This is a genomic window from Thalassotalea marina, assembly GCF_014656435.1.
Taxonomy (GTDB): Bacteria; Pseudomonadota; Gammaproteobacteria; order Enterobacterales; family Alteromonadaceae; genus Thalassotalea_C; species Thalassotalea_C marina.
The window spans coordinates 328,906-353,169 of sequence record NZ_BNCK01000002.1 but is presented as its reverse complement, the minus strand read 5'-3'; the positions used below and the strand labels follow the sequence as shown (position 1 = coordinate 353,169).

The following is a 24,264-nucleotide window of genomic DNA, read 5'->3' as shown; positions in this document are numbered from 1 at the left end:
TTAATTTTATTTTGATAAAGCGCAACTCGGCGATAACGTACAAGCCTTAGACGCTGGTAACAAACTGACCAACAGCCCCAACAAAAAGCAAAATGTCACGGTATAAATCCCCATGGATACCGGAAACTCAATTACATATTTTTCCGGTAACGCTAAGCTCGCAAACAAGGCCAATAAATAGCCAAAAAACAGTCCTACAACTCCTCCAATAGTGGTCAAGACACTGGATTCAATAATGAACAGCGATGAAATAAATTTACGACCCGCACCAATGGCCATCATCAAACCAATTTCATTGGTTCGTTCATTAATGCTGAGTAAAAAGATATTTGTCATGCCAACAGAGGCGACGATTAGTGATAAGCCCACAACACAAATTAATGTAATTGAGACAATTTTTAAGACACTGTTAAACGTGCTTAACAGCTCATCTGTGGTTTCTACTTTAAAATCATTCTCTTGGTATTGAGCTAGGTTATGCTGCTCTCGAAGTAATTGAACAATATGATTTCTTAATGACGCAACGCTACTAACATCGTTAACGTTCATTTGAATCAAAACGTCTTGCTCGACGCCGTTACCCAAAAGTGATTGGCTTGTTTGGTAAGGCATAATGATCAATTCGTCTAAATCAATTCCTAATAAGTTACCTTTTTCAGCAAGTACACCAACGACAATAAACCACTCGTTATTTATTGTAATGTACTGCCCAACCGCTTCCCCAAGTGATAAATCTTCTGCCACAGTTTTGCCAATCACGACAGAACGGCGACGTTGACTGTTGTCAGCATCATTAATAAAGCGTCCCTTTTCGACAAAGCGGCTACGCATCTTCATATAGCTAAATGTCGTACCAATCGCACTGGGTTGAATCGACTTATCTTGGAAGCGAACAACCGCCTGATTAATACTAATTATCGGCGTCACATTAGCAGTTTGTTTGCTAACTGCATTTTTGATCATTTCATATTCACCATGATTAATGATCGCCTTATTGCCTTTAAGTTGCTCAGATAAAGGCAAATATGAAGAAACTGTCAGAGTATTTGAGCCTAAATTTTCAAATTGCCAGACTAAAGAACGCGAAAGGGTTTGAGAAAAAGTTAAACCAAGTACAAGTGCCATTACCCCAATACCAACACTAACAATAATCAAGCTACTTTTAAGTGCATTGACACGTAAGCTTTCAAGAACATGGAGCACCACGTCGTATACAAAAGGTAAATTAAACATTTCCCGTCCTTAACACACCTTGTTGCAGCTTGTATGTTCTATTTGTTCTTTGTGCAACGAGAGGGTCATGTGTTACCAGCACGATGCAGTGCCCTTCTTGATTGAGTTCTTGAAACAGATTCAAAATACTATCGGCATTTTCTCTATCTAGGCTACCTGTAGGTTCATCCGCTAGAATGAGAGAAGGCTTGACCACAAGTGCCCTTGCGATTGCAACACGTTGACATTGACCACCGGAAAGCTGTCTAGGGTAATAGTCTTGTTTATCTTCTAGCCCTAATCGTTTAAGCATTGCCAATGAACGAACTCGGCGTTCAGTTTTAGACACTTTTTGCAATAACAAAGGCAACTCAATATTTTTAAGCACAGTTAAATGTTTGATCAGATGAAAGCTTTGAAAGACGAAGCCTATATTGTTCATCCGAAATGTAGTCAGCTCAGAAGAATTAAGAGACGATACTTCAATGCCATTAAACTCGTAGCTACCCGAGTTAAAACTGTCAAACCCACCCAAAATATTTAGCAGTGTTGATTTTCCCTCACCTGAACGGCCAAGTAAGCTAACAAAATCTGACTGTTGTACATTAAGATCTACCCCTTTTAATACATCCAAAACACCTTCGGACGAGTGATATCCTTTGCGAACTTTTTGTAGCGAAATCATATGGCCACCCTAACCGGTTCACCATCAGTAAGATTGAGTAAAGTGCTCATAGGCCCTACAACAATAGACTCTCCTGGGGAAACACCTTCTAAGACTTGTTGCACTTTAAAGTCAGAACTACCAACAGAAATAAATCGACGGTCAACTTTTTCGCCGTCAAAAACATAGACATATTTTGATTCATCACTTTCAACAATTGCTTCCATCGGAACCAAAACGCTCTGTATCGTCTCTGAAACTTTGAGCTTGACCAGGCAACTCATGTTTTGTTTAAGGGATAAACCGACCAAGTCAGCTTTGTTCAACGCAATACGTACTTTATTTCTAAGCCCTTGTTCACTGGTATCAACCGTTGGAAAAATAAAGCTCACCTTCCCTGCAATTTTTTTATCAGGGAATGAAGCAAAGTATATTTCTGCTAATTGGTTTTTACGCACGTTTGCCAGTGAGCGCTCATCTATTCGCACTTCAGCATATACGGCTGAATCATCTACCATAGAAATCAAATAGTTAAAATCAACATTCATTTGATTTGGGTAAACATTTTCCCCCACTGATGCGTTAACCGTTGTGATTAGCCCATCTAATGGCGCCTTTAATTGCAAATAACGTCGTTGTCCTTCAACACTTTTTATTTCCGTTTGTTTTTGCGCCAATTTGGTTTGTGCGTATTGAACATTTAACTCGGCTTTCAATAATGCTTGAGCACTTAAATCAAATTGCTCTTTGCCAATGAGTCCTTTATCGATGAGTTTGATGTTAATATCATGTTTGCGTTGAGCATCCTTAAATTCTGTCGAGGCGATAGCCAGCTCAACCTTTACGCTGCTCATTTGTTTGGTTAGTAAGTTAAATTGGTTATCAAGCTCAAAGCTGTCAAATTCGAGCAATGGTTGCCCTTTAATGACTTTATCTCCGTCTTGCACAAGCACTTTAGTCACGGTTGAGACTAACTGGGAGTCTAGATTAAGCTCCTTTTTGTAGGTTAACCGTCCCGTCGCAACTAAGTGCTCTTTTAAGCTTCCTTGCTCAACACTAACCACCTTGACTAACTTTTGTTTATTATTGTCTGCTGCCAATTTGATAAAAGGTGAACTAATTACCAGCGCAAATCCAAAAATCAGTAGAGGTTTATTTTTCATCTTAAATCACCGCATTTATTAATAAAAAGCCCCAGATAGCTGCATAGGGAACTAAATATAAAATCGTTGCCTGTTGAAAAGTAAAACTGCTCTTTTTACTCATTAAATGTCCGCAGCATACGATAAATAACAGCGTGGCTATCGAAATACTATTGGCGAAACCAAACAACACATGTTCTGGTGATAATCCAAGCAAGGCGTTGTTTAAGCTAAGAAAGTCTACTTCATACAAATTAACTTTACTTTCTTGAGCCAACCACACATAAATGCCATATAACAAATGTATGCTCGCTGTCATCAAAGATGACACTGAAGACACATTGATCGCCGTTGTAAAACCAACTTCTTGCCCTTGTGGCAGAACAAAGCGACTCACCAGTACTACATAAGCAGACAATATCAGTAGTGATATGACTAAGCTGCCAATGGCACCTAGTAACGTCGAAAACTTCAAAAAGTCGATGGTTAAAATGCTACTTAGAATTTTCTGCTCTTCGGTTCCAAGATCATCGGTCATTACTTGGATATGCAGCATATTGTCTATCAACCATTGACTGTCTACGGTGTTAAAATACCAATTCCAGAAGGCGATAATAACTGTCAAAGTTATCAGGATAGGGCCAAACTGCAGCGATGCAGCTTGGCGGTAATATACGGGGTTTTCTATTTGATTAGTCATTATATTTTCTCCTTAATGATCAGCTTCTTAATATCAAAAAGGTTATTAATACATATGCTAATATTAACGAGAATTGAGACCACTAAATGGCTGTAATCAACAGACTGGGTCAAGGCATTGTTCACGCCAGTAAAAACATTAAGTACCGGGATGAATGCAGTGTAAAAAAAGTTACCATCTCCTAAATCAACTTTAGTTAAAGTCACAATGAGAATAATCAAGACCAAACTTAGCATTTTGGCTTCTTTCATGTTTTTGGCGATACATCCAAATAAATTTACCAGTGAAGAAATTAACACCACACAAGGAATTAAGTAGAGCAATACCACCAGTACATCCTGTAGACTTAACATCTGCACATAGTTAAAAAATGCTGTTACTTTTTCACTTTCAGACTGCGTTAAACTCGCGGTATCACCATAAAAATGCTCTACTGCAACGATAGATAAAGTAATACCGACTATACCTAACAAAGCGCTTAAAGCTGAGCAAAAAGAAGTAAATGCTAACTTACCTGCAAATATTGACGTCAAGTTTTCTTTAAATTCAGCATAAAGACCAAAAGAACCTCGCTCTTTTTCTCCCGTCGTTGTATCGATACCAAAATTGACAGCACCAACAAAGCTAAACGTAATAATTAACATCACCAGTACATTGGCCAGGCTTGTACCAATGACGTTAACAATGCTTTCTTCACTTTTTAAATCAATAACTTGATAATAAGTCGAATCACTGTATTGCAAGCTCAGAAAGTCTCGTTCAATATTTTTTAGATATTGTTCGCTAGTCAGTGCGGCATTAGCTAAATACAATTCCTTGGTGGTTAGATCTAACAATGAATTGAGTTCTGATGTTTTAACCTGCTGCATCACCGAGGCTTTCTCGCTGGGCGTCACACAGCGAGTTGTCGCTAAAATCTCCGTTGGAATTTGCTGGCAATCGTTTGCTATCACCCCACGTCGCTGTTGGTTTTCACTAACCTCAATATTAGTGCTATACGTTGCTAGTGTAATGATTGGAATAAGTAACAAAGGCACTAAAAATACAATCATCAAGGTACGTGTGTCTTGAGAAAACTCTCTAAATTCTTTGCCATAAACAGAGCGAATTATTGCTGTATTAAACATTACAAACCTCCAACTTATTCATGTAAGCCGACTCTAAACTATCCGCCGAACTTTCAAATTCCTGCATTTTTAAATCGCAAACCAATGAGCCTTGTTCAAGCATTAATACACGATTTGCAATTTGATTTGCCTCAGACATATTGTGAGTAGAAACGATAATGACCTTACCTAAATCACGAATTTGGTTAATGGTTTCGATTAATTTAAAACTCGACTCAATGTCTAAACCTGCGGTCGGCTCATCAAGCATGATCACTGGAGGGTCAATCAAAAATGTTTTTGCTAATGACACTCTTTGTTTCATCCCCGTGGATAAACTACCCACTTTTTTATCAATGAAATCTTGTAAATTAAATTGCTCTATCACTTTACCAATAGCTGCTGCACTATCTTCACGGCTTAGCTCATATAAAGTGCAGAAATAATCAAGCGTTTCAAAAACAGTGAGTTCTTTATACAAGTGCTCGGCCGGTGTTAATAACTGCACTTTACCTTGGAGCTTACCGCTTAATTCAATGGTTCCTGTTGATGGACTAATAATGCCGGCAAGTAACTTCATCAATGTTGATTTACCTGCACCATTACGCCCTAATAACGCCAGCATATCACCAGGTTGAACAGTAAAATTAACGTCTTTAACTGCCCATTTATCTCCAGTTTTTCGGGATTTAAAGCACTTGCCTACCCCTTTTGCTATTAACATGATTAGGCCTCCAACCGTTGAATATGTTGTTTTAAACTTTCATTAAAGAAATCGCTTTTACCTGTTAATTTACTGCTTAGAAAAGTCGCTTGTTGAGTGATTGGTAAACGTGACGACAGCGCTTTAACAGCTGCGGTTTTAGTGCGTGGACAAGTAACCCTTTCAGCAACGTCAGTTAACAACTGTATGGTATTTTCATTGCCGACTTCCGCAGCTATGCTCGCCAATACTGGGCCACTATTTCGGTTTATCATTCGATTAACTGTGCTGCTTTGTAAATCAAATCGATATTGATTAATACGTGGCAAATCAACACTGTCCTCCATCAAATTTAAACTAATTGAAAAAGACTTTGGTGGGATCTGGTAATGAATGTCTTTTTTGGCACGATAAAGCATTACTTTACCTTCGTGTAATCGAGATGTTTTAATGTATTTCAAATCGACTTTTTCGCCAGGCAATCCAATCACCTTGTCATGATCGTACTCGTAATATTCACTTTCATAACCAGGACCAAAGTAACCCACACTTAAAAAATTAAAGTTATGGTCATGTGGTAAATAATAAAAAAATGCCTCTGGACCGCTTTGTTGGTAAGACTTGTCAGACTCACTAGGCCAGAAACAAGCACGCATGAAAAAGCGTTTTCTTCTGCCTAACATTAACACTTGAGCACCATACAAGTTATCTTCTTGAAAGTTAGCAATTTTCTCCAATTCACTGTTGATTTTCGTCGCTAAAAAAGTGCGGTTGTTTGATAACGCTTTCATCATAGGTGCAGCAGCAGCTAAGGTGTCTTGGTCTTTCATATCAACATGCTCTTCGGCATATTCAATAAACTCTTCTAACTCAATTGCATTCTCGTTCTGTGGTAATAATTCTATAGCCATTGTAGGTCTCCTTATTGGGCTGCAAACATAGCAACGCATTTCTGTGCTGTTTGTCTTACGTCTGGGTGTGGATCTTGAGTTAACGATTGGATCATTTCTTCTCCTGCGTCGTTGTCTAACGAATACAGGCTTGTTGCGGCAGACCAGCGAACAAAATGGTCTCGATGTTGGCACAGTTTTTTGAGCACAGGTGCTGACTCTTTATGCTGCAAGCTAGCCACCATCTCAGAAAACATTTCCGCACGAGATGATGATAAGTTGGCTGCACTTAACCCTAATAGAGATAGGCTGTTCAAATCATATTCACCTACCATACGAGCCGCGCTACTGACGCTGGATACTTCGTAGTAAGTTAAGTTTTTGGTGATTTCTCTAAAATGAGTTGCGTGTAAACCTGCCTTGATTTCAACAAACTGGCCATCTTGAAGCTGAATACTTTCTTTTAATCTAACTTGTGGTGCGATATCAGACTCAGCATTTTGTTCAACACATTCGTACAAGTCTAAAATGGCCCCTTTTGCCTTAGGGAAATACATCAATAAATCTTGTGGTGACGTTTGAATTGAAAAGGTTTTGTTCTTGTTATTTGTGCGATAGTCATTAACTAAAGCACCATCAAAAAAGTAAGTGTTAAACCTAAAATATGGCGTGTTTAAGATAACCCACCCCTTTGCTCGACCATTGTTAAAGTACAGTGGCAATTGGTAAAAGTCCTCTTCTAAAAAAGCCCCTAATTCTTTATTTACAGCTTGCTCGACAAAGTCAGAAGATAACAACTTGGCAAATTGTTGCTGATATTGCCAAAAATCAAAGTCTTCAACATTTTCTAACTGCTTTAATATCGCCGCCAAAATCGGATGTTTTTTATAGGTTTGATGGAGTTCTAGTTGAAATTCACTTATATCTTGTACTGTTACTTCATTTTTCATTGTTTAATCCTGCGTATATCTAAAATTGTGTTCAAATGGTTAGCACGGGGCTTCCCCTTTAAACTCTTGTATCCATTGATCACTGCTAAGTCACTTAACTAGCAACAATATGAAAAACGTTTCATTTAGTTGCGCTATTGTTACCAACAACACTAAAGTGATTGACTTATGCTACCGATGAATAAAATCTTAGAAAACTGTTACAAATGACAGGGATATGTATCGAAATTGCGAATAAAAAGCAGAAAACAAAGAAACCGGAGAAAGTGAAGTACCTTCTCCGGGGATTGGTATTACTTCAAGTAGATACCAATTGCGATACCGATCGCAATACCAGCTAATACTGCTGCTGTTTCAGACTCTAAACGTGAACCGTATACAGAAACTGGTTGAGATAGTGATGGTAAAGTTTTCATTGTATTTTCCTCTATAAATAAATAGTTTTTGTTAATTATTCTTGTCTCACAAGACAGGATTAATTATGAGGAAAAAATAAAATTTGATAACTGATAGATCTTACAGCCTGATCATAAACACCTCTTTTAGCGATTTTTCTATCATGCCTTTTACTGGACTAATTTTACGAATAACTAAGCGCTCTCCATACAGTAAGGATTGGAAGTTAGGACGCTCATTAAAACTAATGCCATAGACCATTTTTATTGACTTTCCTTCAGCTCCCATCACTAAAAGAACCTCACCTTCCAGTGACAAGTTTGATGACTGTATTACAACTTTTTCTCCTGGGCTGAAGTCATGAGTTATAGCGTAATTTGACTGAAAAAAAATCACTTCATTTTTACTTTTTTTCACTAAATAGCCAAAAAGTTCCTGATCATCACCATGGCAGCAGTCAGGATTTTTAACAAAATAACCTTGATCTCGCGCCTGTGTTACGCCTACGTGTCGCCCTGATGAGTCTTTGAATTTTGCAATTATTTGGCCTTTGTTAAGCAACTCGCCATTGGCAACAATCTGTTCGGTATAATGTGTATTAGTAGGCAACACTATTTTATACAGACTATCTCCTGTTACTTTAATGGATGTGCCCTTAGGCACATTCTCATTTACACTAACCAAGATGAAAAGCAGTGTTATCAATAAACACATAGCAATAAATATCGCTTTAATTAGGTTTGTTTTGATTAACAAGGTTTGCATAATGCACCTATTCATCGTCAAGTATTCGTTCTTGACTGTCGACTTCAGCTTCGCTTGGATCTAAGCTAAACCTATCGAGGTACTGGGCACACATAGCATCGAGTAAATTTAGCTCACTGATCCAGGTTGATTCTTCACCTTGGATACTATTGGTCATCATCAGTTTTCCTCCTTATTTAATTAACCAGCAATTGGCCTTGCAATAAACACCTAACTATTGCCTGTTGACGATTAATACTGCCGGTTTTTTCAATACAATTTGCCAAATGAAAGTTTGCCGTGCGTTCAGAAATATTGAGAATTTGACTTATTTCCCACGAAGTTTTTCCTTCTGACGCCCATTTCATACACTCCAATTCTCGCTTGGTGATATGAGGAAGCTCTTGTTGACGGCACTTTTTGTAGGCAGCAAAGATATATGGGATGATGATGGACCAAAACCACCCTAACTGCTCAATCGCTTGGGCAGTTAAGCTCGTGCACTCAAGATCTAACCCTAAGGCAAAATAACCAGATTCATTAGTAAAGCCGCTAAACGGTATCACCAAGAAACTACAACAATCTTCTTCAGGATACTGTTCAATCAACTCTTCTTTATTGACGACTAATGGCAGTCCTTTTTCGTCAAGACGACTCAATTTACTTTGCGTTGCAGAAACTACCCAATCTGGAATGCTGCCAAAGGTGTCTAGTTCTCTGCAAGTAGGCGATTTAATAACGTTTACGATAAATCCTGACCACAAATACATTTTGCCTTCACCAATGGAGCGAATAAATTCATTAAGTTTTTGTTGAGAATTTATTTGCTGAGCATTTCTAATCAACCACTCTATAGTTTTCATCTAGTTATCACCTCTCTGGATGTTTAAAAACTGCGCTATGCATAAATTAAGTGCGTGTTTCAAACCAACGACTTTTTAAATGTCCTGAGTAAACCCACGTTATTTAAAGACATAACTGAGGCGCTAATCGACAAACCACTTTTAGCACTGTGCTCTCGTCTGTTGTGGTTTCAGAAGTTGAAAGTGGCTTAACATTTTCCATTGCAACAGAAGTAGTGGAAAAACATGTTGTACAAAAAACGATTAATAAAGTGTTAAGTGAAATATTTTTAAATGTTTTAGTTGCTGAATTGTTCATTTTATTTTCCTTCCATTTTTTATGGCTAAATTGCCAGTAGTTAATGTTGAGTCTAAGCTCGGTGCTCAACAGTTAAGCTCAGTTTGGGAGGCAATTAGTGGTTTTGAAATAACCAAGCAGTGACTATTTATTGATTTGTTTGTGATGTGGGTAAAAGCCAGTTGGTAATATCTTGGTTGCAGGTATAGTCACAGTTTAGTCACAAAATAAACCACTGTATTTTATGTGTTTTTAATAAACAATTTAATTTACCTAACGATTGATTTGTTCAAAAGACATACTCAAAATGAGTTTCTAAAGAGAAAAAAATGTCAGTGTTTTTATTAAATTTTAAAAACAAGAAATGACAGCACACGAGATTTTCTAACCTTAATTTTACGGTCACATTTAAGTAGCAGTTTTTTGTCAATTGATGTCAAAACTATCGAAGCTTTATGCCTTATCTATGCATTGAAGTGCTATTTTGAGCTTAATTCAATTTCACAGATAGTTACGACTAACCACCCAAGAGATAGATTTTTACAGTTATTTATGCTCACTAACCTCATTTTACGAATTGACCTGCTCTTTTTAAACCTTGTCTAAATCAATGTTGACGTAACTCAACGTTGTCGCGCTGAGTTGGTTTATTGTGCTAACAACAAATTGTTTTAGTTAGCAGGAAGTTGAATGAGAAAATAAGTAGAATTGCTGAACACATATTGGACAAGCTGCAATGATATAATTCACATCCCCTTAAGCTTGGTAGTGCTTAAAAATGAGTTAAATATTAAAAATTGCGTAAAGTAAGAAAGTGAATACCTTAACAAGCTTTAAACTTGGTATTATTGTTTTAACCTAATCGCCACTATTTTAGAGTCTGGCAGTTGTTGACTTTGTAAAATTGCTTTGCGTCCTTCATTGTTAAGATCAAAGCTTGATGAGACCAATGATGAATCAAAATTTAAATTGTATCCTTCACCTGACACTAAGTTTTTTGCAAAAAATTGCGCTGTAATACCGTCGTGAATGCTCCAATACAATACGTCACCACGAACAAACCATGTGGAGCGTTTATCTATCATGATTTCAATACCTAGAAACTTCGCTTCACTTGTTTTATCTGACTTGCTATATACTTTGCCTTTCTCATCCCTAAGCAAATAGCCATTATTGTATTCCAGAGCAGAATAATAGCCCTCAAAAAGTTTATATTGTTGGCCTGAGACCAAATCAATATTTTGAATAGTCCACCCGTCGTTAGTACGCTCACCAAACATAATATTTTTTCCAGATTGGCCAAATGTCGCCTCTGTAGCCAATAGCCGATCACCACTGTGAATGTATTCAAGTTGTTGTTCATTACAATGTAATATTGCCAACAAGCCGTCTAAAAAAAGTAGCACTTGATCACCACTTCGGGAAATTGACTGTAAACTAATCGGAAGTTTAGAGCTAAATATTGTCGTTTTTGACTCATTACTCATTTCTTGGCTCAATAAGCTGTAGGTGTTCCCTTCTTTTCTGAGCAAGATATATTTACCGCTTTCTCCTGCAAATTTCACATCTACAATATCGTCAGCAATTCCAGTTAATACTTTTTTGTTACTGATATGCATAGAAGGAAAATCAACCTCGATAAAGAGATTGTTTTTGTCTCCTTCAGTAAGCGCAATTACTTCGCCTGCCGACGTGATATCTATGGAGTTTAGTACCACCTCATCTGGTTTTTGAACAACGGTTCTACTACCTGTCTCGATATTTAGACGCGTTAAAGAAAGTTTGTCTAAAAGCAGTATTTCATTTTTATTGAGCCACTCAACTGATAACAGAGGGGCTTCGTGGAAAAAGCGCTGTTTTACTTTGTGTAACTTGGCATCAATGAGCGATATTTTTTGTTCTACATCACCCACTATACTCACGATGGCTAATGTTGCTCCATCATTCGACATGGAAATTCGGTAATCATGAGATTCATTTTGGTAACCTGAAGTTATTTCACTTATTGATAACGTGTTTAAATCTAAATAAAACACCTGGCTATTTGCTGATTTACTTCTCATTCCGGTAAAGTAAATCCCTGATTCATCAGGTGTTAGAGCAAAGTCAGCCAAAAAATAATAATCACTAATCAAACTCTTTTTATCAATGATTTTATGTTGTTCATCAAACGCAATGGTACTTAGTGAAGCATTACCGATGGACAAATTTATATAATAAAGACGCTGGTTGTTAGGTGAAAACTCCACCCGAATAATGTTATCTTCATTAATGGTAAGCTGCTTAGTTACTCGTGTGTTTAGATTAGAAAGAAACAACTGAAAACCTTGGAAGCCTAGGTTTTTTCCAGCAAAAACCAACCAGTGACCATCATCACTTTTTGACAAATCAGTTTTTTCACCATGAAAAGTCAGTAAAGGCGAAGACAAAAAGCTAGGTGGATGGGTTGTATCCAATTCAGCCGTCTGTGCATATCGTTCGATTACAAACCTGACTCCAGTAAACGCTAAAAAAATAATGACAATCCCCACCACTAGCAGCAAAGGGATATTAAATACTTTTTTAATTGTTTCAGGACTTAGATGGGCTGACTCTACACGCAATAATTTTGCGTTAAATTTGTATCCTCGCTTATGAGCAGACTTTATGTAAGGTTCATCATTTTCATTATGCCCCAAACATGCTCTCAACTTACTAATCGCTCGTCTCACTGCCGCGTCACTTACAACTCGACCTTTCCACACTTCATTGTGCAACTCTTCAGTGAGAATATATCGGCTATCGTTTTTAATCAGGAAATGCAGTAACTCAAGTACTTGAGGCTCTACGGACAACTCTTCCCCATTTTTCATTAAAATAAGGCAACTAGAGTTAAACACAAACTCACCAAAATGAAATTCTTCATTAAGGTAAACTTCACTTTTTGGCGCTGTAACCACGAAACTGCTATCAGGCATATTTTAGTTATAATCCTTATTTTTCATTTGTTACACAGCGCCTATTTCTTTAAATTAAAAAGAAACATCCATAAGAAACATTTTGTAACACAGGTTTTGATTATGGCAAATAAATGTGAAAACCGAAACTTAGCATTAAATAGATTTTCATTATGGAATTATTATCGAGTAGATATTTTCACCAATTTTTAAGGTTTAGCGAATAAAAAAGCCCTACTGAAAAACAGCAGGGCTTGAATTGTTGGGTTACCCCATTAAACAAAAGATGAGATTAATTATTCCCATTCAATTGTTGCTGGTGGCTTACCTGAAATGTCATATACCACACGTGATATGCCATCAATTTCGTTAATAATACGGTTAGACACTAAACCTAAGAAGTCATACGGTAAATGTGCCCAATGTGCTGTCATAAAGTCGATAGTTTCAACTGCTCGCAAACTAACAACCCAGTCATATTTGCGACCATCGCCCATAACACCTACTGAGCGTACCGGTAAGAATACGGTAAACGCTTGGCTTGTTTTGTGATACAGGTCGTGCTTGTGTAATTCTTCAATAAAGATTGCATCGGCACGGCGTAATAAGTCAGCATATTCTTTTTTCACTTCCCCCAAGATACGAACACCTAAACCAGGGCCCGGGAAAGGGTGGCGGTACAACATGTCGTAAGGTAAGCCTAATTCTAAACCAATTTTGCGAACTTCGTCTTTAAATAATTCACGTAAAGGCTCAACTAAACCAAGTTCCATGTCTTCTGGTAAGCCACCTACGTTGTGGTGAGACTTGATAACATGCGCTTTACCTGTTTTAGACGCAGCTGATTCGATAACGTCAGGGTAAATTGTACCTTGTGCTAACCATTTAGCATTTTCACGCTTGCTAGCTTCTTCGTCGAATACTTCAACAAAAACGTTACCAATAATTTTACGTTTTGCTTCCGGATCTGCTTCACCTTTCAAACGATCTAAGAATCTATCTTCAGCGTTAACATGAACAATGTTTAAACCAAAATGATCACCAAACATGTCCATTACCTGTTGACCTTCGTTTAAACGCAATAAGCCGTTATCAACAAAAACGCAGGTTAACTTGTCACCAATTGCGCGATGAATAAGCATGGCAACTACTGATGAATCTACACCACCTGACAGACCAAGGATAACTTCATCATCACCAACTTGTTCTTTAATTTTTTCAATAGCATCGTCAATAATAGAGCTTGGTGTCCATAGTTTTTCACAACCACAAATATCAACAACAAAGTGCTCTAAAATACGTGTACCCTGTTTTGTGTGAGTTACTTCTGGGTGGAATTGAACACCGTAGAATTTTTTCTCATCATTAGCCATTGCTGCATAGGCACAACTTGGTGTTTGAGCAATAGTTGTGAAGCCTTGTGGAATCGCTGAAACTTTATCGCCATGGCTCATCCAAACATCTAGCATCGCATTGCCGTTGCCATTGATGTGATCTTCAATGTTTTTGAACAGCTCTGATTTAGCGATAACTTCAACCGCTGCATAACCAAACTCTTTGTGTTCTGAGCCTTGAACAGCGCCACCTAATTGTTCCGCCATCGTTTGCATACCATAACAAATACCTAAAACAGGGATACCTGCATTAAATACGTATTCTGGAGCACGTGGAGAGCCCGCTTCAGTTACTGATTCAGGGCCACCCGCTAAAATGATACCTGTTGGGTTAAACTCTTTAATTTGCTCTTCGGTAACATCCCAAGCCCACAGCTCACAATAAACACCAATTTCACGGACACGACGTGCAATAAGCTGAGTGTATTGAGAGCCAAAATCTAAAATCAGGACTCGTGAATCATGGATATCTTTGGTCATATCAAAACCTTATATAAATTTAAAAATAACAGGCTGATTAAAATCAGCCTGAAAATATTCATTTGTTGAACTACTTGTAAAAACATTCTAGTTCAAATTCGTCAACACGTTATTAGGGTTAAAGGTATACGCCTTTATTAGCCCATTCTGTAGTTTGGCGCTTCTTTGGTAATTGTCACGTCATGTACGTGAGACTCACCCATACCAGCAGCAGTTATCTTCATAAACTGTGGTTTAGTGCGCATTTCTTCAATATTGGCACTTCCTGTTAACCCCATAGAAGAACGTAATCCACCCATTTGTTGGTGAATGATAGCCGAAACAGGGCCTTTGTACGCTACGCGGCCTTCAATACCTTCAGGTACAAGCTTGTCAGCTTCTCCATCAGTCTTTTGGAAGTAGCGATCACTTGAGCCTTCTTTTTGAGCCATTGCACCTAAAGAGCCCATACCACGATACGATTTGTAGTAACGACCTTGGTAAAGTTCAACTTCACCTGGAGATTCCTCTGTACCTGCTAACATAGAGCCAACCATAACACAGTGTGCACCTGCGACTAAGGCTTTTGCGATATCACCAGAAAAACGTATACCACCATCAGCAATAACTGGAATACCAGTTCCTTGCAGCGCTTCAACGGCATTTGAAATAGCCGTCAATTGTGGAACACCAACACCAGTAACGATACGCGTTGTACAAATAGAACCAGGACCAATACCCACTTTCACCGCATCAACACCAGCATCAGCTAATGCTTTTGCACCAGCGCCTGTAGCAACATTACCGGCAACGATTTGTAAGTCAGGGTATTTAGCGCGAGTTTCTTTTACTCGATCTAATACGCCTTGTGAGTGACCGTGCGATGTATCTATTAATAAAACGTCAACACCTGCTGCAACTAGTGCATCAATGCGCTCATCTGTACCAGCACCAACACCTACGGCAGCACCAACACGTAAACGACCAAACTCGTCTTTACATGCGTTTGGTTTACGTTCTGCTTTTTGATAATCTTTAACAGTGATTAAGCCTTTTAGTTTGAAGGCATCATCAACCATTAAAATTTTCTCAATGCGATGCTCGTGCATTAATCCTAAAATTTGCTCGCGTTGTGCACCTTCTTTAACTGTGACTAAACGCTCTTTGCCAGTCATCAATTTAGACACTGGTTTTGTTAAGTCAGATTCAAACCTTAAATCACGACCAGTAATAATACCAACTAGGTTATTTTGGGCATCAACAACCGGGAAACCAGAAAAGCCTAATTCATCAGCTAGAGCCATTACTGATTCAATAGAAGCGTCAGGACTTACTGTTACCGGATCGGTAACAATACCACTCTCGTATTTTTTCACTTTAGACACTTCTTTTGCTTGTTCTGCAATCGTCATGTTTTTGTGAATAAAACCAATACCACCTTCTTTCGCTAAAGTGATAGCCAAACGTGATTCAGTTACTGTGTCCATAGACGCAGATACCATAGGTACGTTTAAGTCAATTTTTCGAGTAAGTTTAGTTTTCAGGTCGGCGGTATGAGGCAGTACCGTAGAATGGGCTGGTACTAGTAAAACATCGTCAAAGGTTAGTGCTTCTTGAGCAATTCGTAGCATCGCAACATCTCTCTAAATAGTGTGGTTAGGGAGGAAATATTGCGGCAGAATTTTAACCGTTTTCCAGATTGAGGTAAACTTAATTTTTACTATTTTCATAAAAAATTTATAATGGTGGCACGAAACTTTCTTAAACCTGCATTTTTAACCTTATGAGTCGACAATTTATCCTGCAAGTAAGTGAGTTAACCAAAAAAGTAAAATTCCTATTGGAAAGCGAATTACACACGGTTTGGTTAACTGGTGAAATATCAAATTTTGTCGCCGCCAGTTCAGGCCATTGGTATTTATCATTGAAAGATAATAAAGCACAAGTAAGGTGCGCCATGTTCAAAGGTAATAACCAAAGGGTACGTATCAGGCCACAAAATGGTCAGCAAGTTTTAGTACGTGCAAGAGTGTCTTTATATGAGCCGCGTGGTGACTTTCAGCTTATCATTGAACAAATGGAAGATGCTGGTGAAGGTTTATTACGTCAACAATATGAACAACTTAAAACCAAACTTAATGCCCTTGGCTATTTTAATTTAGATCATAAAAAACCACTGCCTAAAACCATAAATACTATAGGTGTTGTTACCTCACCTACTGGGGCAGCGATTAAAGATATTTTGTCCGTATTAAAGCGCAGAAACCCACACACTAAAGTCATCATTTATCCTGCACTGGTGCAAGGTGAAACCGCCAAAAATGAGATCGCACATGCGATAACTATCGCCAATATCAGACAAGAAGTTGACGTGCTAATTGTTGGCCGTGGCGGCGGCTCTCTAGAAGACTTGTGGGCATTTAATGAAGAGGTGGTTGTAAATGCAATATACCAGAGCCATTTACCCGTTATCAGTGCCGTAGGTCATGAAATTGATACCACACTAGCCGACTTTGTCGCCGATGTTCGAGCCGCTACCCCGTCTGCAGCTGCTGAGCTCGCTTCAAATGATATGCAAGAAGTACAACATCAGCTTTTGCAATTAAATCGACGTTTACATGCTAATTATGTGCGAGGTTTAGATAAACAAAAACAAAAGTTAGCTCACTTAACACATCGTTTGTCACAAGAGCACCCCGAGCAACAATTGCAAACACAACAGCAAAGAGCGGACGATTTAGCGATCAGGCTAAATAAAGTCATACAACATAAAATTCAAGTAAATCAGCAACTACCAACTTATCTCACAAAACGATTACTTAACGTTTCACCGATAAATAACATCAATAACCTTGCTCAAACAAGACAACAGTTAGAGCAGAAATTGCTTAAGCTAATGCAAAACAACATACAGCGACAACAGCAGAACTTTGTTCACCTATTGGAACAACTACAAATAGTTAGCCCATTGGCAACAATCGCACGCGGATACGGTGTTATTAGGCAGGACAAACAAATAGTTAAATCAATTAAGCAAGTTACTACAGGTGATGCGATTAATATTCAATTAAGCGACGGTCATATTCATGCCAATGTACTTGAGGTTGAGGAGCAACATACAAGTTAGAATGAATTATGCCTCAAGCGTAATAATATGATGCAATAATTTAATGGTACTTTCTCGTTGACTGTCATCAAACTTGACTCCCAGCGAGATACCGTTACTCACGTTTTTTTCGCTGCAAATAAGCCCTGATAGCTTTAAGTTCTCTAATTCTTGAAAGTCTTCAATATAAATGTCGAGCGATTTATCGTTGACTAACTTTAGTTCTTCACCGTTTTCAATAAACAACTGACAACCGGTTAATGACAAGTCAGTGATATGACCACGCCAATATTTATTTTCTACTCGAGTTTTTGAGACAATATCTGTATCGATGCGAATTGCACTACGTAAGCTTTGCATGCTCAACGTTTTGGGAAAATCCAATACCATGATTTTAGATGGGATTTGAAGAGTTTGTTTTATTGTTGAAACAAAGGCAGCTACAGCACCTTCATGACCTTCAATAATACCCCGCACTGTAACAGCTGCGCCTTGGGTAATAAACTGGCCAAACTTGCTAATTTTACCTGAGTCAGGAAATTGAATTAACACATATTGTTTGGGTAAATAGCCAATAAAAATGGTTCGAAACTTAGCTTTTTGACCCGCTGGCGTCGAAATATCAATGGTGACAATCGAGCCTGCTTGCATCAAACCTAAATTTCGATTTAGTCGTTGAATGGTATCAATTTTAACGGGCGACGTTGGCATATCTTAGTTCTTTCTATAAATCCATTTATTAAACTAGCTAAAAACCATTGTATTTGCAATGTGTTATACCCATCGCCCTTTAATACATAGCATTAATCGGCTTTATTATAACCTTGAGTTTTACGGGCCAACTTCTTCTGCTCGGTAAAAGAAAGCTTCTTTTTGCCGGCAAATGGGTTGCTAGTCTCTCTAAACTCAATCTTAATTGGCGTGCCCATCACCTTTAACGACTTGCGATAATAATTCATCAAATAGCGTTTATATGAAGGCGGTAAATGTTTAGTTTGGTTACCGTGAATAACGATGATTGGCGGGTTATATCCACCAGCATGAGCATATTTTAGTTTAATACGGCGACCGTTGTGCATTGGTGGCTGATGATCAAAAACTGCCATATCCAATATCTTGGTCACCATAGAAGTAGAGATACGTTTAGTTGCCGAAACAAACGCCTCTTCAACAGATTCATACAAGTGACCTACACCAGTACCATGCAATGCAGAAATAAAATGAACTCTGGCAAAGTCAATAAAGCCTAATCGGCGATCCATTTCTTTGTGAATACGGTCTTTACACGATTCATCCAGTCCGTCCCACTTGTTAACCGCAACAACCAAGGAACGCCCTGCTTCTAAAATAAAGCCCAATAAGCTTAAATCCTGATCGGTAATACCTTCTTGAGCATCGATCACTAATAAACACACGTTAGCGTCTTCAATGGCGCGTAGTGTTTTTATAACGGAATATTTCTCAACGATATCAGTAACATTTTTACGACGGCGAATACCAGCAGTATCAATTAAGGTATATTCGCGACCGTTTCGTTCCATCGGAATATAAACACTATCACGTGTTGTTCCAGGCATGTCGTAAACAACTACTCTATCTTCGCCTAGAATACGGTTTGTTAACGTTGATTTACCAACATTTGGTTTACCAATAATAGCTAGCTTTATTTTGTCGTCTTCTTCTGGGGAAAGTTCAGCAAGCTCTTCTTCCGTTAATTCAACTTCTTCACCTTCAACTTTTTCTTGGCCAAGCGCTTCAATATGTGGCGTTAGTGCTAACGTTAACAATTGTGTGACACCACGACCATGAGCTGCCGCTATTTGATGTACTTCACCCAATGCTAATTGATAAAACTCAGCAATGGCTGAGTCGGCATCAATGCCATCAATTTTATTAGCGACTAAAAAGACTTTTTTATTTTGCTTACGAAGGTAATCGGCTATGCCTTGATCTGCAGACGTTAATCCCGCTCGAGCATCAACTAGAAATAAAACAGCGTCAGCCTCTTGAATAGCCATCAAAGACTGCTCAGCCATCAGGGCATCAATACCTTCTTCATTGCCATGAATACCACCAGTATCAATGACAATAAAAGGATGTTCTTCTACTTCTGCCTGGCCATACTGGCGATCGCGAGTTAATCCTGGATAATCGGCAACTAGAGCATCTCGGCTGCGAGTTAAGCGATTAAATAGGGTTGATTTTCCTACATTGGGGCGGCCTACTAGGGCTACGACAGGAAGCATGATTACCTCAAATAATTTTCTTTAAAAAAACAACAACGGCCCTACAACATATTGCAGAGCCGCTTTTATTTTAGCACTTAATTAACTATGGCGTTTTAATTGCCTGTAAGTCGCCATCTCTAGATTGCACATACAAAATGCCATCTTCAACAACAGGTGTGCTAAAAATACCGCTACCATCAACTTCATGACGAGCGACAAAATCTCCGGTTGCTGCATCTAACCAGTGTAAATAACCTTCAAAGTCACCAACAACAACGTAGTTCCCAACAACAGCTGGGCCAGTAACGTTACGATTTGTTAACGATAACTGACTCCACTTTTCAAGACCATTTACACGATCAATCGCATAAACGTGGCCTTTTACATCAGTTAAATAAATGGTGTTTCCATCAATACTGATTTGACGGTACGATGAGTATTGGCGTTTCCATAAAATACGGCCAGTGCGAAGATCAATTGCAGCTAAGTTACCACGGGCAGATACTGAATATACTTTATCGCCGTATATCACTGGTCTTGAATCGATATCGATAACACGATCTAGTTCAGTTGACCCTGTAGGCTCACCTACCTCAACAGTCCAGCCTTGTTGACCATTTTCAATCAAATAAACCGTTAACTGGCCATCAGGAGAACCGATAACAGCACCACCAGCGGCAAGAGAAGGCGAACTAACACCACGCAAAGTAAGTGCAGGAACTTCTTGCTCTACTTGCCACAATTCTTCACCTGTTGAAGCATTAAATGCTTTAACGATGCCAGATGCAGTATTTACAACAAGCACACCAGCATCGAAGCCTGGAGCAGAAATCACTTCACCTTTAACTTTTTCTTGCCAAACCAGCTCACCAGTTTCTGCATCTAAGGCAAAAACTTCACCGTTTTCACTGCCAATATACACTCGGTTAATTGCAGCAATTGGGCCACCGTTTAAGTAGGCCGGCTTACGGCTTGAGAAAAAACCACCCTCTTCGTCAGCTTTACTTAAATCTGTGTGCCACAACTTTTTACCTGTTACCGGATCAAAAGCGTACACATCGCCGTCACGGCTGGCAGAAAACACTTTGTTATATGCAACAAATGGTTTAAGTCTTGAAAAGTATTTACTTACGCCGTCTCCAACGCTTTCTTCCCACATCACTTTAGCTTCAAATTTTTCCGTGATTTCGGTAAGTTCTACTGGTTCTGTTTCGTCAATATCATCGTCAGTTGAAGAACAAGCCATCAGTCCTGTTAACAAACAAGCAAGCAGAAGCTTTTTTTTATTAAATGTACGTTCTAGTTTTAGCACTTACTGCTCCAAATTCTATTTAGCAAAGCAATTAAATAGTGTTACTTAGTTAACACCACGGTTTCAGCTAGGTCGTCTAGTTTCATTTGTAAAACAGGGTTTCCTGCTTGACCAGACGCATCAATAGCTGCTTGATAAGCTGCACGTGCTTTATCTTGATTACCCTGTTTTAAGTAAGCATCACCTTTAATTTCTTCAATGCTTGCTTTGTATGATTCAGGTAGCGTTGCAGACAAAGTAGCAATCGCCGCGTCATATTGTTCAGTTTGCACTTGAACTTTAGCTAAACGCAGGGTCGCCAACGCTTTAATGCCTTTGTCATTGGTTTTTTCAATAGCTGTGTTTAGGTACTTTTCTACTTGAGCCCAATCTTTGTGCTCAGCAGAATCTTTAGCAAGCGCTAAAGCCGTTAAGCCTGCATAGTTTGACTCTGGATTTGCCTTGATGAATTCGTTGCCTTTATTTTGAAAAGACTCATCGCCTTCACCTGCTAACTCAAGAACTTGCTGATAACCATCAGAAGTGGTCATTTCCTCTGCGAGTTTGTTTTGGTTGTAGTAACCATATGCAATAAAACCACCTAAACCCAGCACTAATCCAGTAATAATTGCATTACCGTATTCTTGCCAAATCTTTTTAATCTGTTCTACTTGTTCTTCTTCTGTTTGATGTATATCCACAACACTTCCTTAAACTAAATTCGTTAATAAAGCAGGTATTTCGTTAATACCCACTTGTTGTTGTTCTTGTTGGCCACGCAAATATTTAATGGTAACCACTTGGTTAGCGATTTCATCTTCGCCAATAATAATGGCAATCTGAGCACCTGATTTGTCAGCTCGCTTCATTTGTTTCTTCATGTTGCCACCACCACAATGCGTTTGGATGCGTGTTTGTGGCACTTGATCTCTCCAAAGCTCAGCTAATGCAGTAGCTTTAATATCTACACCATCACCCAAACTAATGACATACGCATCAACTTGAGGGCGAATGCCTTCTAGTTTGTCTAAGCTTGTTAACATGAGTACTAAGCGTTCAATACCCAAGGCAAATCCAAATGCTGGTGTTGCTTTACCACCTAGCTGCTCTACTAAACCGTCGTAGCGACCACCGGCACATACCGTACCTTGTGCACCTAAACTGTCTGTTGTCCATTCAAACACAGTACGGTTGTAATAGTCTAAACCTCTAACTAGTTTATCGTTTATTACGTATTTTATACCAGCGGCATCTAACCTAGCTAAAACTTGCTCAAAATGTGTTTTTGACTCTTCACCAAGATAATCCATTAGCTTTGGCGCACCAACTAGTGCTTGTTGCACTTCTGGATTTTTACTATCAAGCACACGCAATGGATTGGTATGCATACGACGTTTTGAGTCTTCATCTAACAAGGCTTCTTTTTCGGTCAAAAACTCGACCAAGGCATTGCGATAAGTCGCACGTTCTTCATTAGAACCCAATGAATTAAGCTCTAGTGTGACAAATTCTGCGATGCCAAGTTCCTTCCAAAGTCTTGCTGATAGTGAAATAATTTCAGCATCTATGTCTGGTGTAGCAAAACCAAAGGCTTCGATACCAAATTGGTGAAACTGACGATAACGACCTTTTTGTGGTCTTTCATGGCGAAACATCGGCCCCATGTACCACAAACGTTGCTCTTGGTTGTAAAGTAAACCATGCTGATTGCCCGCTCTTACACAGCTTGCTGTGCCTTCAGGGCGCAAAGTTAAACTGTCACCATTTCTGTCATCAAAGGTATACATTTCTTTTTCAACGATGTCAGTGACTTCACCAATAGAACGTTTAAAAAGTGCAGTAGATTCAACGATTGGCATACGAATTTCAGCAAAGCCATAATTGCTGGCTACTTTACGTAATGTTGCTTCAACTTTTTGCCAAATATTGGTTTCAGAAGGAAGGCAATCGTTCATGCCGCGAATTGCTTGAATTGTTTTACTCACCTAAAAGGTTCTCTCTTTTTGCCAGAAATGTATAAAATGCAGCGCGCATTATAGGCAGTTTGCCTAAAAACGTAAACTAGCTGCTACTACTCGGTTATTTCTTTAAAGTCTATTTGGTTTGCTTTATCCATCAGTTTTGCTTTTGCTCGAATACGAGCTTCAAGTTGATCAACCAAATTATTATTATCAAACCTTTCTTTTTGACGAATGCCGTCTAGATAAAAGCCGCTTTTTTTACTGCTGCCCGTTAAACCAAGATCAGACACTTCAGCTTCACCTGGCCCATTAACAATACAGCCAATAATCGAAACATCCATCGGTGTCATAATATCTTCAACACGCTGCTCTAATTCATTGACTGTGCTAATCACATCAAACTCTTGGCGTGAACAGCTTGGGCAAGCAATAAAGTTAATACCACGGCTTCTCAATTTAAGCGATTTTAAAATATCGAAACCCACTTTAACTTCTTCAACAGGATCGGCAGCTAATGAAACACGTAATGTATCGCCTATACCTTCTGATAACAACAAGCCTAATCCTACAGATGATTTAACAGAGCCAGAGCGTAAACCACCCGCTTCTGTTATTCCTAAGTGCAATGGGTTATCTATTTGTTTAGCCAATAAACGATATGAGCCAACTGCTAAAAATACATCTGACGCTTTAACACTGACTTTAAAGTCGTGAAAATTAAGACGATCGAGAATATCTACATGACGCATCGCTGATTCTAACAAGGCTTCTGGTGTAGGCTCGGTATACTTTTCTTGAATGTCTTTTTCTAACGAGCCACCGTTAACGCCAATTCGAATGGGAATACCTTTATCTCGAGCAGAAGCGACAACAGCTCTTACGCGATCTTCTCGGCCAATGTTACCTGGGTTAATTCGCAAACAGTCAGCACCATATTCAGCGACTTTTAAAGCAATACGATAATCAAAATGAATATCAGTGACCAAAGGCACAGATACTTGCTTTTTAATTTCTTTAAATGCTTCTGCAGCATCCATCGTAGGCACACTAACTCGTACAATATCAGCGCCAACAGCTTCAAGTGCTTTAATTTGTGCAACGGTTGCCGCAACATCTGTTGTTAACGTATTGGTCATTGACTGAACAGCAATAGGCGCATCGCCACCTACAGGTACATTACCAACCATTATCTGGCGTGATTTTCGGCGAATGATAGGAGATTCTTTAAACATGATAATTCGC

General features: G+C 38.8%; 23 protein-coding genes. 1 reads left to right on the top strand and 22 read right to left on the bottom strand.

Annotated elements, in window-relative coordinates; translation table 11 throughout:
* Positions 1-6: 6 nt before the first annotated feature.
* The 16 genes from IE199_RS04850 to guaB form a co-directional block, all read right to left on the bottom strand.
* On the bottom strand, positions 7-1,233 hold the full coding sequence (locus tag IE199_RS04850) for an ABC transporter permease (RefSeq protein ID WP_189767832.1): 1,227 nt from the start codon (positions 1,231-1,233) through the stop codon (positions 7-9).
* Entirely contained in the window at positions 1,226-1,897 is a 672-nt protein-coding gene (locus IE199_RS04845) for an ABC transporter ATP-binding protein (protein WP_189767830.1), read from the bottom strand. The genes IE199_RS04850 and IE199_RS04845 overlap by 8 nt, the downstream gene beginning before the upstream one ends.
* Complete coding sequence (locus tag IE199_RS04840) at positions 1,894-3,039, bottom strand: efflux RND transporter periplasmic adaptor subunit (RefSeq protein ID WP_189767828.1); 1,146 nt, start codon at positions 3,037-3,039, stop codon at positions 1,894-1,896. Before IE199_RS04840 ends, IE199_RS04845 begins: the two co-directional genes overlap by 4 nt.
* A gap of 1 nt (position 3,040) precedes the next feature.
* Entirely contained in the window at positions 3,041-3,718 is a 678-nt protein-coding gene (locus IE199_RS04835; protein ID WP_189767826.1) for a YIP1 family protein, read from the bottom strand.
* A complete protein-coding gene (locus IE199_RS04830; protein WP_189767824.1) occupies positions 3,718-4,845 on the bottom strand; it encodes an ABC transporter permease family protein in 1,128 nt (375 codons plus the stop codon). Before IE199_RS04830 ends, IE199_RS04835 begins: the two co-directional genes overlap by 1 nt.
* Positions 4,838-5,548 carry an ABC transporter ATP-binding protein gene (locus IE199_RS04825; protein WP_189767822.1) on the bottom strand — a complete coding sequence of 237 codons (711 nt, stop codon included), beginning with the start codon at positions 5,546-5,548 and terminating at the stop codon, positions 4,838-4,840. The genes IE199_RS04830 and IE199_RS04825 overlap by 8 nt, the downstream gene beginning before the upstream one ends.
* Positions 5,549-5,550: 2 nt before the next feature.
* Complete coding sequence (locus tag IE199_RS04820) at positions 5,551-6,438, bottom strand: transposase (RefSeq protein WP_189767819.1); 888 nt, start codon at positions 6,436-6,438, stop codon at positions 5,551-5,553.
* An 11-nt stretch (positions 6,439-6,449) separates the two neighbouring features.
* Positions 6,450-7,367 carry a HEAT repeat domain-containing protein gene (locus tag IE199_RS04815; RefSeq protein ID WP_189767817.1) on the bottom strand — a complete coding sequence of 306 codons (918 nt, stop codon included), beginning with the start codon at positions 7,365-7,367 and terminating at the stop codon, positions 6,450-6,452.
* 293 nt (positions 7,368-7,660) lie between these two features.
* Positions 7,661-7,783 (bottom strand): hypothetical protein, encoded by a 123-nt coding sequence (locus tag IE199_RS22075; protein ID WP_268245318.1) that lies wholly within the window; start codon positions 7,781-7,783, stop codon positions 7,661-7,663.
* A gap of 100 nt (positions 7,784-7,883) precedes the next feature.
* Positions 7,884-8,528, bottom strand: a complete 645-nt coding sequence (locus IE199_RS04810; protein WP_189767815.1) for a hypothetical protein — start codon at positions 8,526-8,528, stop codon at positions 7,884-7,886.
* A 7-nt stretch (positions 8,529-8,535) separates the two neighbouring features.
* On the bottom strand, positions 8,536-8,688 hold the full coding sequence (locus IE199_RS04805) for a hypothetical protein (protein WP_189767813.1): 153 nt from the start codon (positions 8,686-8,688) through the stop codon (positions 8,536-8,538).
* A gap of 16 nt (positions 8,689-8,704) precedes the next feature.
* Positions 8,705-9,370, bottom strand: coding sequence for a helix-turn-helix transcriptional regulator (locus IE199_RS22070; protein ID WP_189767811.1), 666 nt, complete (start codon positions 9,368-9,370; stop codon positions 8,705-8,707).
* Positions 9,371-9,473: 103 nt separating this feature from the next.
* The gene (locus IE199_RS04795) at positions 9,474-9,668 is read right to left on the bottom strand and encodes a hypothetical protein (RefSeq protein WP_189767809.1); all 195 of its coding nucleotides are present in this window, start codon (positions 9,666-9,668) and stop codon (positions 9,474-9,476) included.
* An 824-nt stretch (positions 9,669-10,492) separates the two neighbouring features.
* Positions 10,493-12,604, bottom strand: coding sequence for a winged helix-turn-helix domain-containing protein (locus tag IE199_RS04790; protein WP_189767807.1), 2,112 nt, complete (start codon positions 12,602-12,604; stop codon positions 10,493-10,495).
* A 275-nt stretch (positions 12,605-12,879) separates the two neighbouring features.
* Complete coding sequence (guaA, locus tag IE199_RS04785) at positions 12,880-14,457, bottom strand: glutamine-hydrolyzing GMP synthase (RefSeq protein WP_189767805.1); 1,578 nt, start codon at positions 14,455-14,457, stop codon at positions 12,880-12,882.
* 137 nt (positions 14,458-14,594) lie between these two features.
* Positions 14,595-16,067, bottom strand: a complete 1,473-nt coding sequence (gene guaB / locus IE199_RS04780) for an IMP dehydrogenase (RefSeq protein WP_189767803.1) — start codon at positions 16,065-16,067, stop codon at positions 14,595-14,597.
* Between the two features lie 152 nt (positions 16,068-16,219).
* Here guaB and xseA point away from each other — a divergent pair, with 152 nt between their 5' ends.
* Positions 16,220-17,563 carry an exodeoxyribonuclease VII large subunit gene (gene xseA, locus IE199_RS04775; RefSeq protein ID WP_189767801.1) on the top strand — a complete coding sequence of 448 codons (1,344 nt, stop codon included), beginning with the start codon at positions 16,220-16,222 and terminating at the stop codon, positions 17,561-17,563.
* A 6-nt stretch (positions 17,564-17,569) separates the two neighbouring features.
* Here xseA and IE199_RS04770 read toward each other — a convergent pair whose 3' ends face one another.
* The 6 genes from IE199_RS04770 to ispG form a co-directional block, all read right to left on the bottom strand.
* Entirely contained in the window at positions 17,570-18,253 is a 684-nt protein-coding gene (locus IE199_RS04770) for a PilZ domain-containing protein (RefSeq protein WP_189767799.1), read from the bottom strand.
* A gap of 92 nt (positions 18,254-18,345) precedes the next feature.
* On the bottom strand, positions 18,346-19,788 hold the full coding sequence (gene der, locus IE199_RS04765) for a ribosome biogenesis GTPase Der (RefSeq protein ID WP_189767797.1): 1,443 nt from the start codon (positions 19,786-19,788) through the stop codon (positions 18,346-18,348).
* 85 nt (positions 19,789-19,873) lie between these two features.
* Entirely contained in the window at positions 19,874-21,082 is a 1,209-nt protein-coding gene (bamB, locus tag IE199_RS04760; RefSeq protein WP_229854529.1) for an outer membrane protein assembly factor BamB, read from the bottom strand.
* 41 nt (positions 21,083-21,123) lie between these two features.
* On the bottom strand, positions 21,124-21,762 hold the full coding sequence (locus IE199_RS04755; RefSeq protein WP_189767795.1) for a YfgM family protein: 639 nt from the start codon (positions 21,760-21,762) through the stop codon (positions 21,124-21,126).
* 9 nt (positions 21,763-21,771) lie between these two features.
* Positions 21,772-23,046 (bottom strand): histidine--tRNA ligase, encoded by a 1,275-nt coding sequence (gene hisS, locus IE199_RS04750; protein WP_189767793.1) that lies wholly within the window; start codon positions 23,044-23,046, stop codon positions 21,772-21,774.
* An 86-nt stretch (positions 23,047-23,132) separates the two neighbouring features.
* Entirely contained in the window at positions 23,133-24,254 is a 1,122-nt protein-coding gene (gene ispG, locus IE199_RS04745) for a flavodoxin-dependent (E)-4-hydroxy-3-methylbut-2-enyl-diphosphate synthase (protein WP_189767791.1), read from the bottom strand.
* Between the last annotated feature and the right edge of the window lie 10 nt (positions 24,255-24,264).

Bases quoted from the DNA above. Each gene is read 5' to 3' on its own strand.
- IE199_RS04850 (WP_189767832.1), bottom strand. From the start codon at position 1,233: ATGTTTAATTTACCTTTTGTATACGACGTGGTGCTCCATGTTCTTGAA.
- IE199_RS04845 (WP_189767830.1), bottom strand. From the start codon at position 1,897: ATGATTTCGCTACAAAAAGTTCGCAAAGGATATCACTCGTCCGAAGGT.
- IE199_RS04840 (WP_189767828.1), bottom strand. From the start codon at position 3,039: ATGAAAAATAAACCTCTACTGATTTTTGGATTTGCGCTGGTAATTAGT.
- IE199_RS04835 (WP_189767826.1), bottom strand. From the start codon at position 3,718: ATGACTAATCAAATAGAAAACCCCGTATATTACCGCCAAGCTGCATCG.
- IE199_RS04830 (WP_189767824.1), bottom strand. From the start codon at position 4,845: ATGTTTAATACAGCAATAATTCGCTCTGTTTATGGCAAAGAATTTAGA.
- IE199_RS04825 (WP_189767822.1), bottom strand. From the start codon at position 5,548: ATGTTAATAGCAAAAGGGGTAGGCAAGTGCTTTAAATCCCGAAAAACT.
- IE199_RS04820 (WP_189767819.1), bottom strand. From the start codon at position 6,438: ATGGCTATAGAATTATTACCACAGAACGAGAATGCAATTGAGTTAGAA.
- IE199_RS04815 (WP_189767817.1), bottom strand. From the start codon at position 7,367: ATGAAAAATGAAGTAACAGTACAAGATATAAGTGAATTTCAACTAGAA.
- IE199_RS22075 (WP_268245318.1), bottom strand. From the start codon at position 7,783: ATGAAAACTTTACCATCACTATCTCAACCAGTTTCTGTATACGGTTCA.
- IE199_RS04810 (WP_189767815.1), bottom strand. From the start codon at position 8,528: ATGCAAACCTTGTTAATCAAAACAAACCTAATTAAAGCGATATTTATT.
- IE199_RS04805 (WP_189767813.1), bottom strand. From the start codon at position 8,688: ATGATGACCAATAGTATCCAAGGTGAAGAATCAACCTGGATCAGTGAG.
- IE199_RS22070 (WP_189767811.1), bottom strand. From the start codon at position 9,370: ATGAAAACTATAGAGTGGTTGATTAGAAATGCTCAGCAAATAAATTCT.
- IE199_RS04795 (WP_189767809.1), bottom strand. From the start codon at position 9,668: ATGAACAATTCAGCAACTAAAACATTTAAAAATATTTCACTTAACACT.
- IE199_RS04790 (WP_189767807.1), bottom strand. From the start codon at position 12,604: ATGCCTGATAGCAGTTTCGTGGTTACAGCGCCAAAAAGTGAAGTTTAC.
- guaA (WP_189767805.1), bottom strand. From the start codon at position 14,457: ATGACCAAAGATATCCATGATTCACGAGTCCTGATTTTAGATTTTGGC.
- guaB (WP_189767803.1), bottom strand. From the start codon at position 16,067: ATGCTACGAATTGCTCAAGAAGCACTAACCTTTGACGATGTTTTACTA.
- xseA (WP_189767801.1), top strand. From the start codon at position 16,220: ATGAGTCGACAATTTATCCTGCAAGTAAGTGAGTTAACCAAAAAAGTA.
- IE199_RS04770 (WP_189767799.1), bottom strand. From the start codon at position 18,253: ATGCCAACGTCGCCCGTTAAAATTGATACCATTCAACGACTAAATCGA.
- der (WP_189767797.1), bottom strand. From the start codon at position 19,788: ATGCTTCCTGTCGTAGCCCTAGTAGGCCGCCCCAATGTAGGAAAATCA.
- ispG (WP_189767791.1), bottom strand. From the start codon at position 24,254: ATGTTTAAAGAATCTCCTATCATTCGCCGAAAATCACGCCAGATAATG.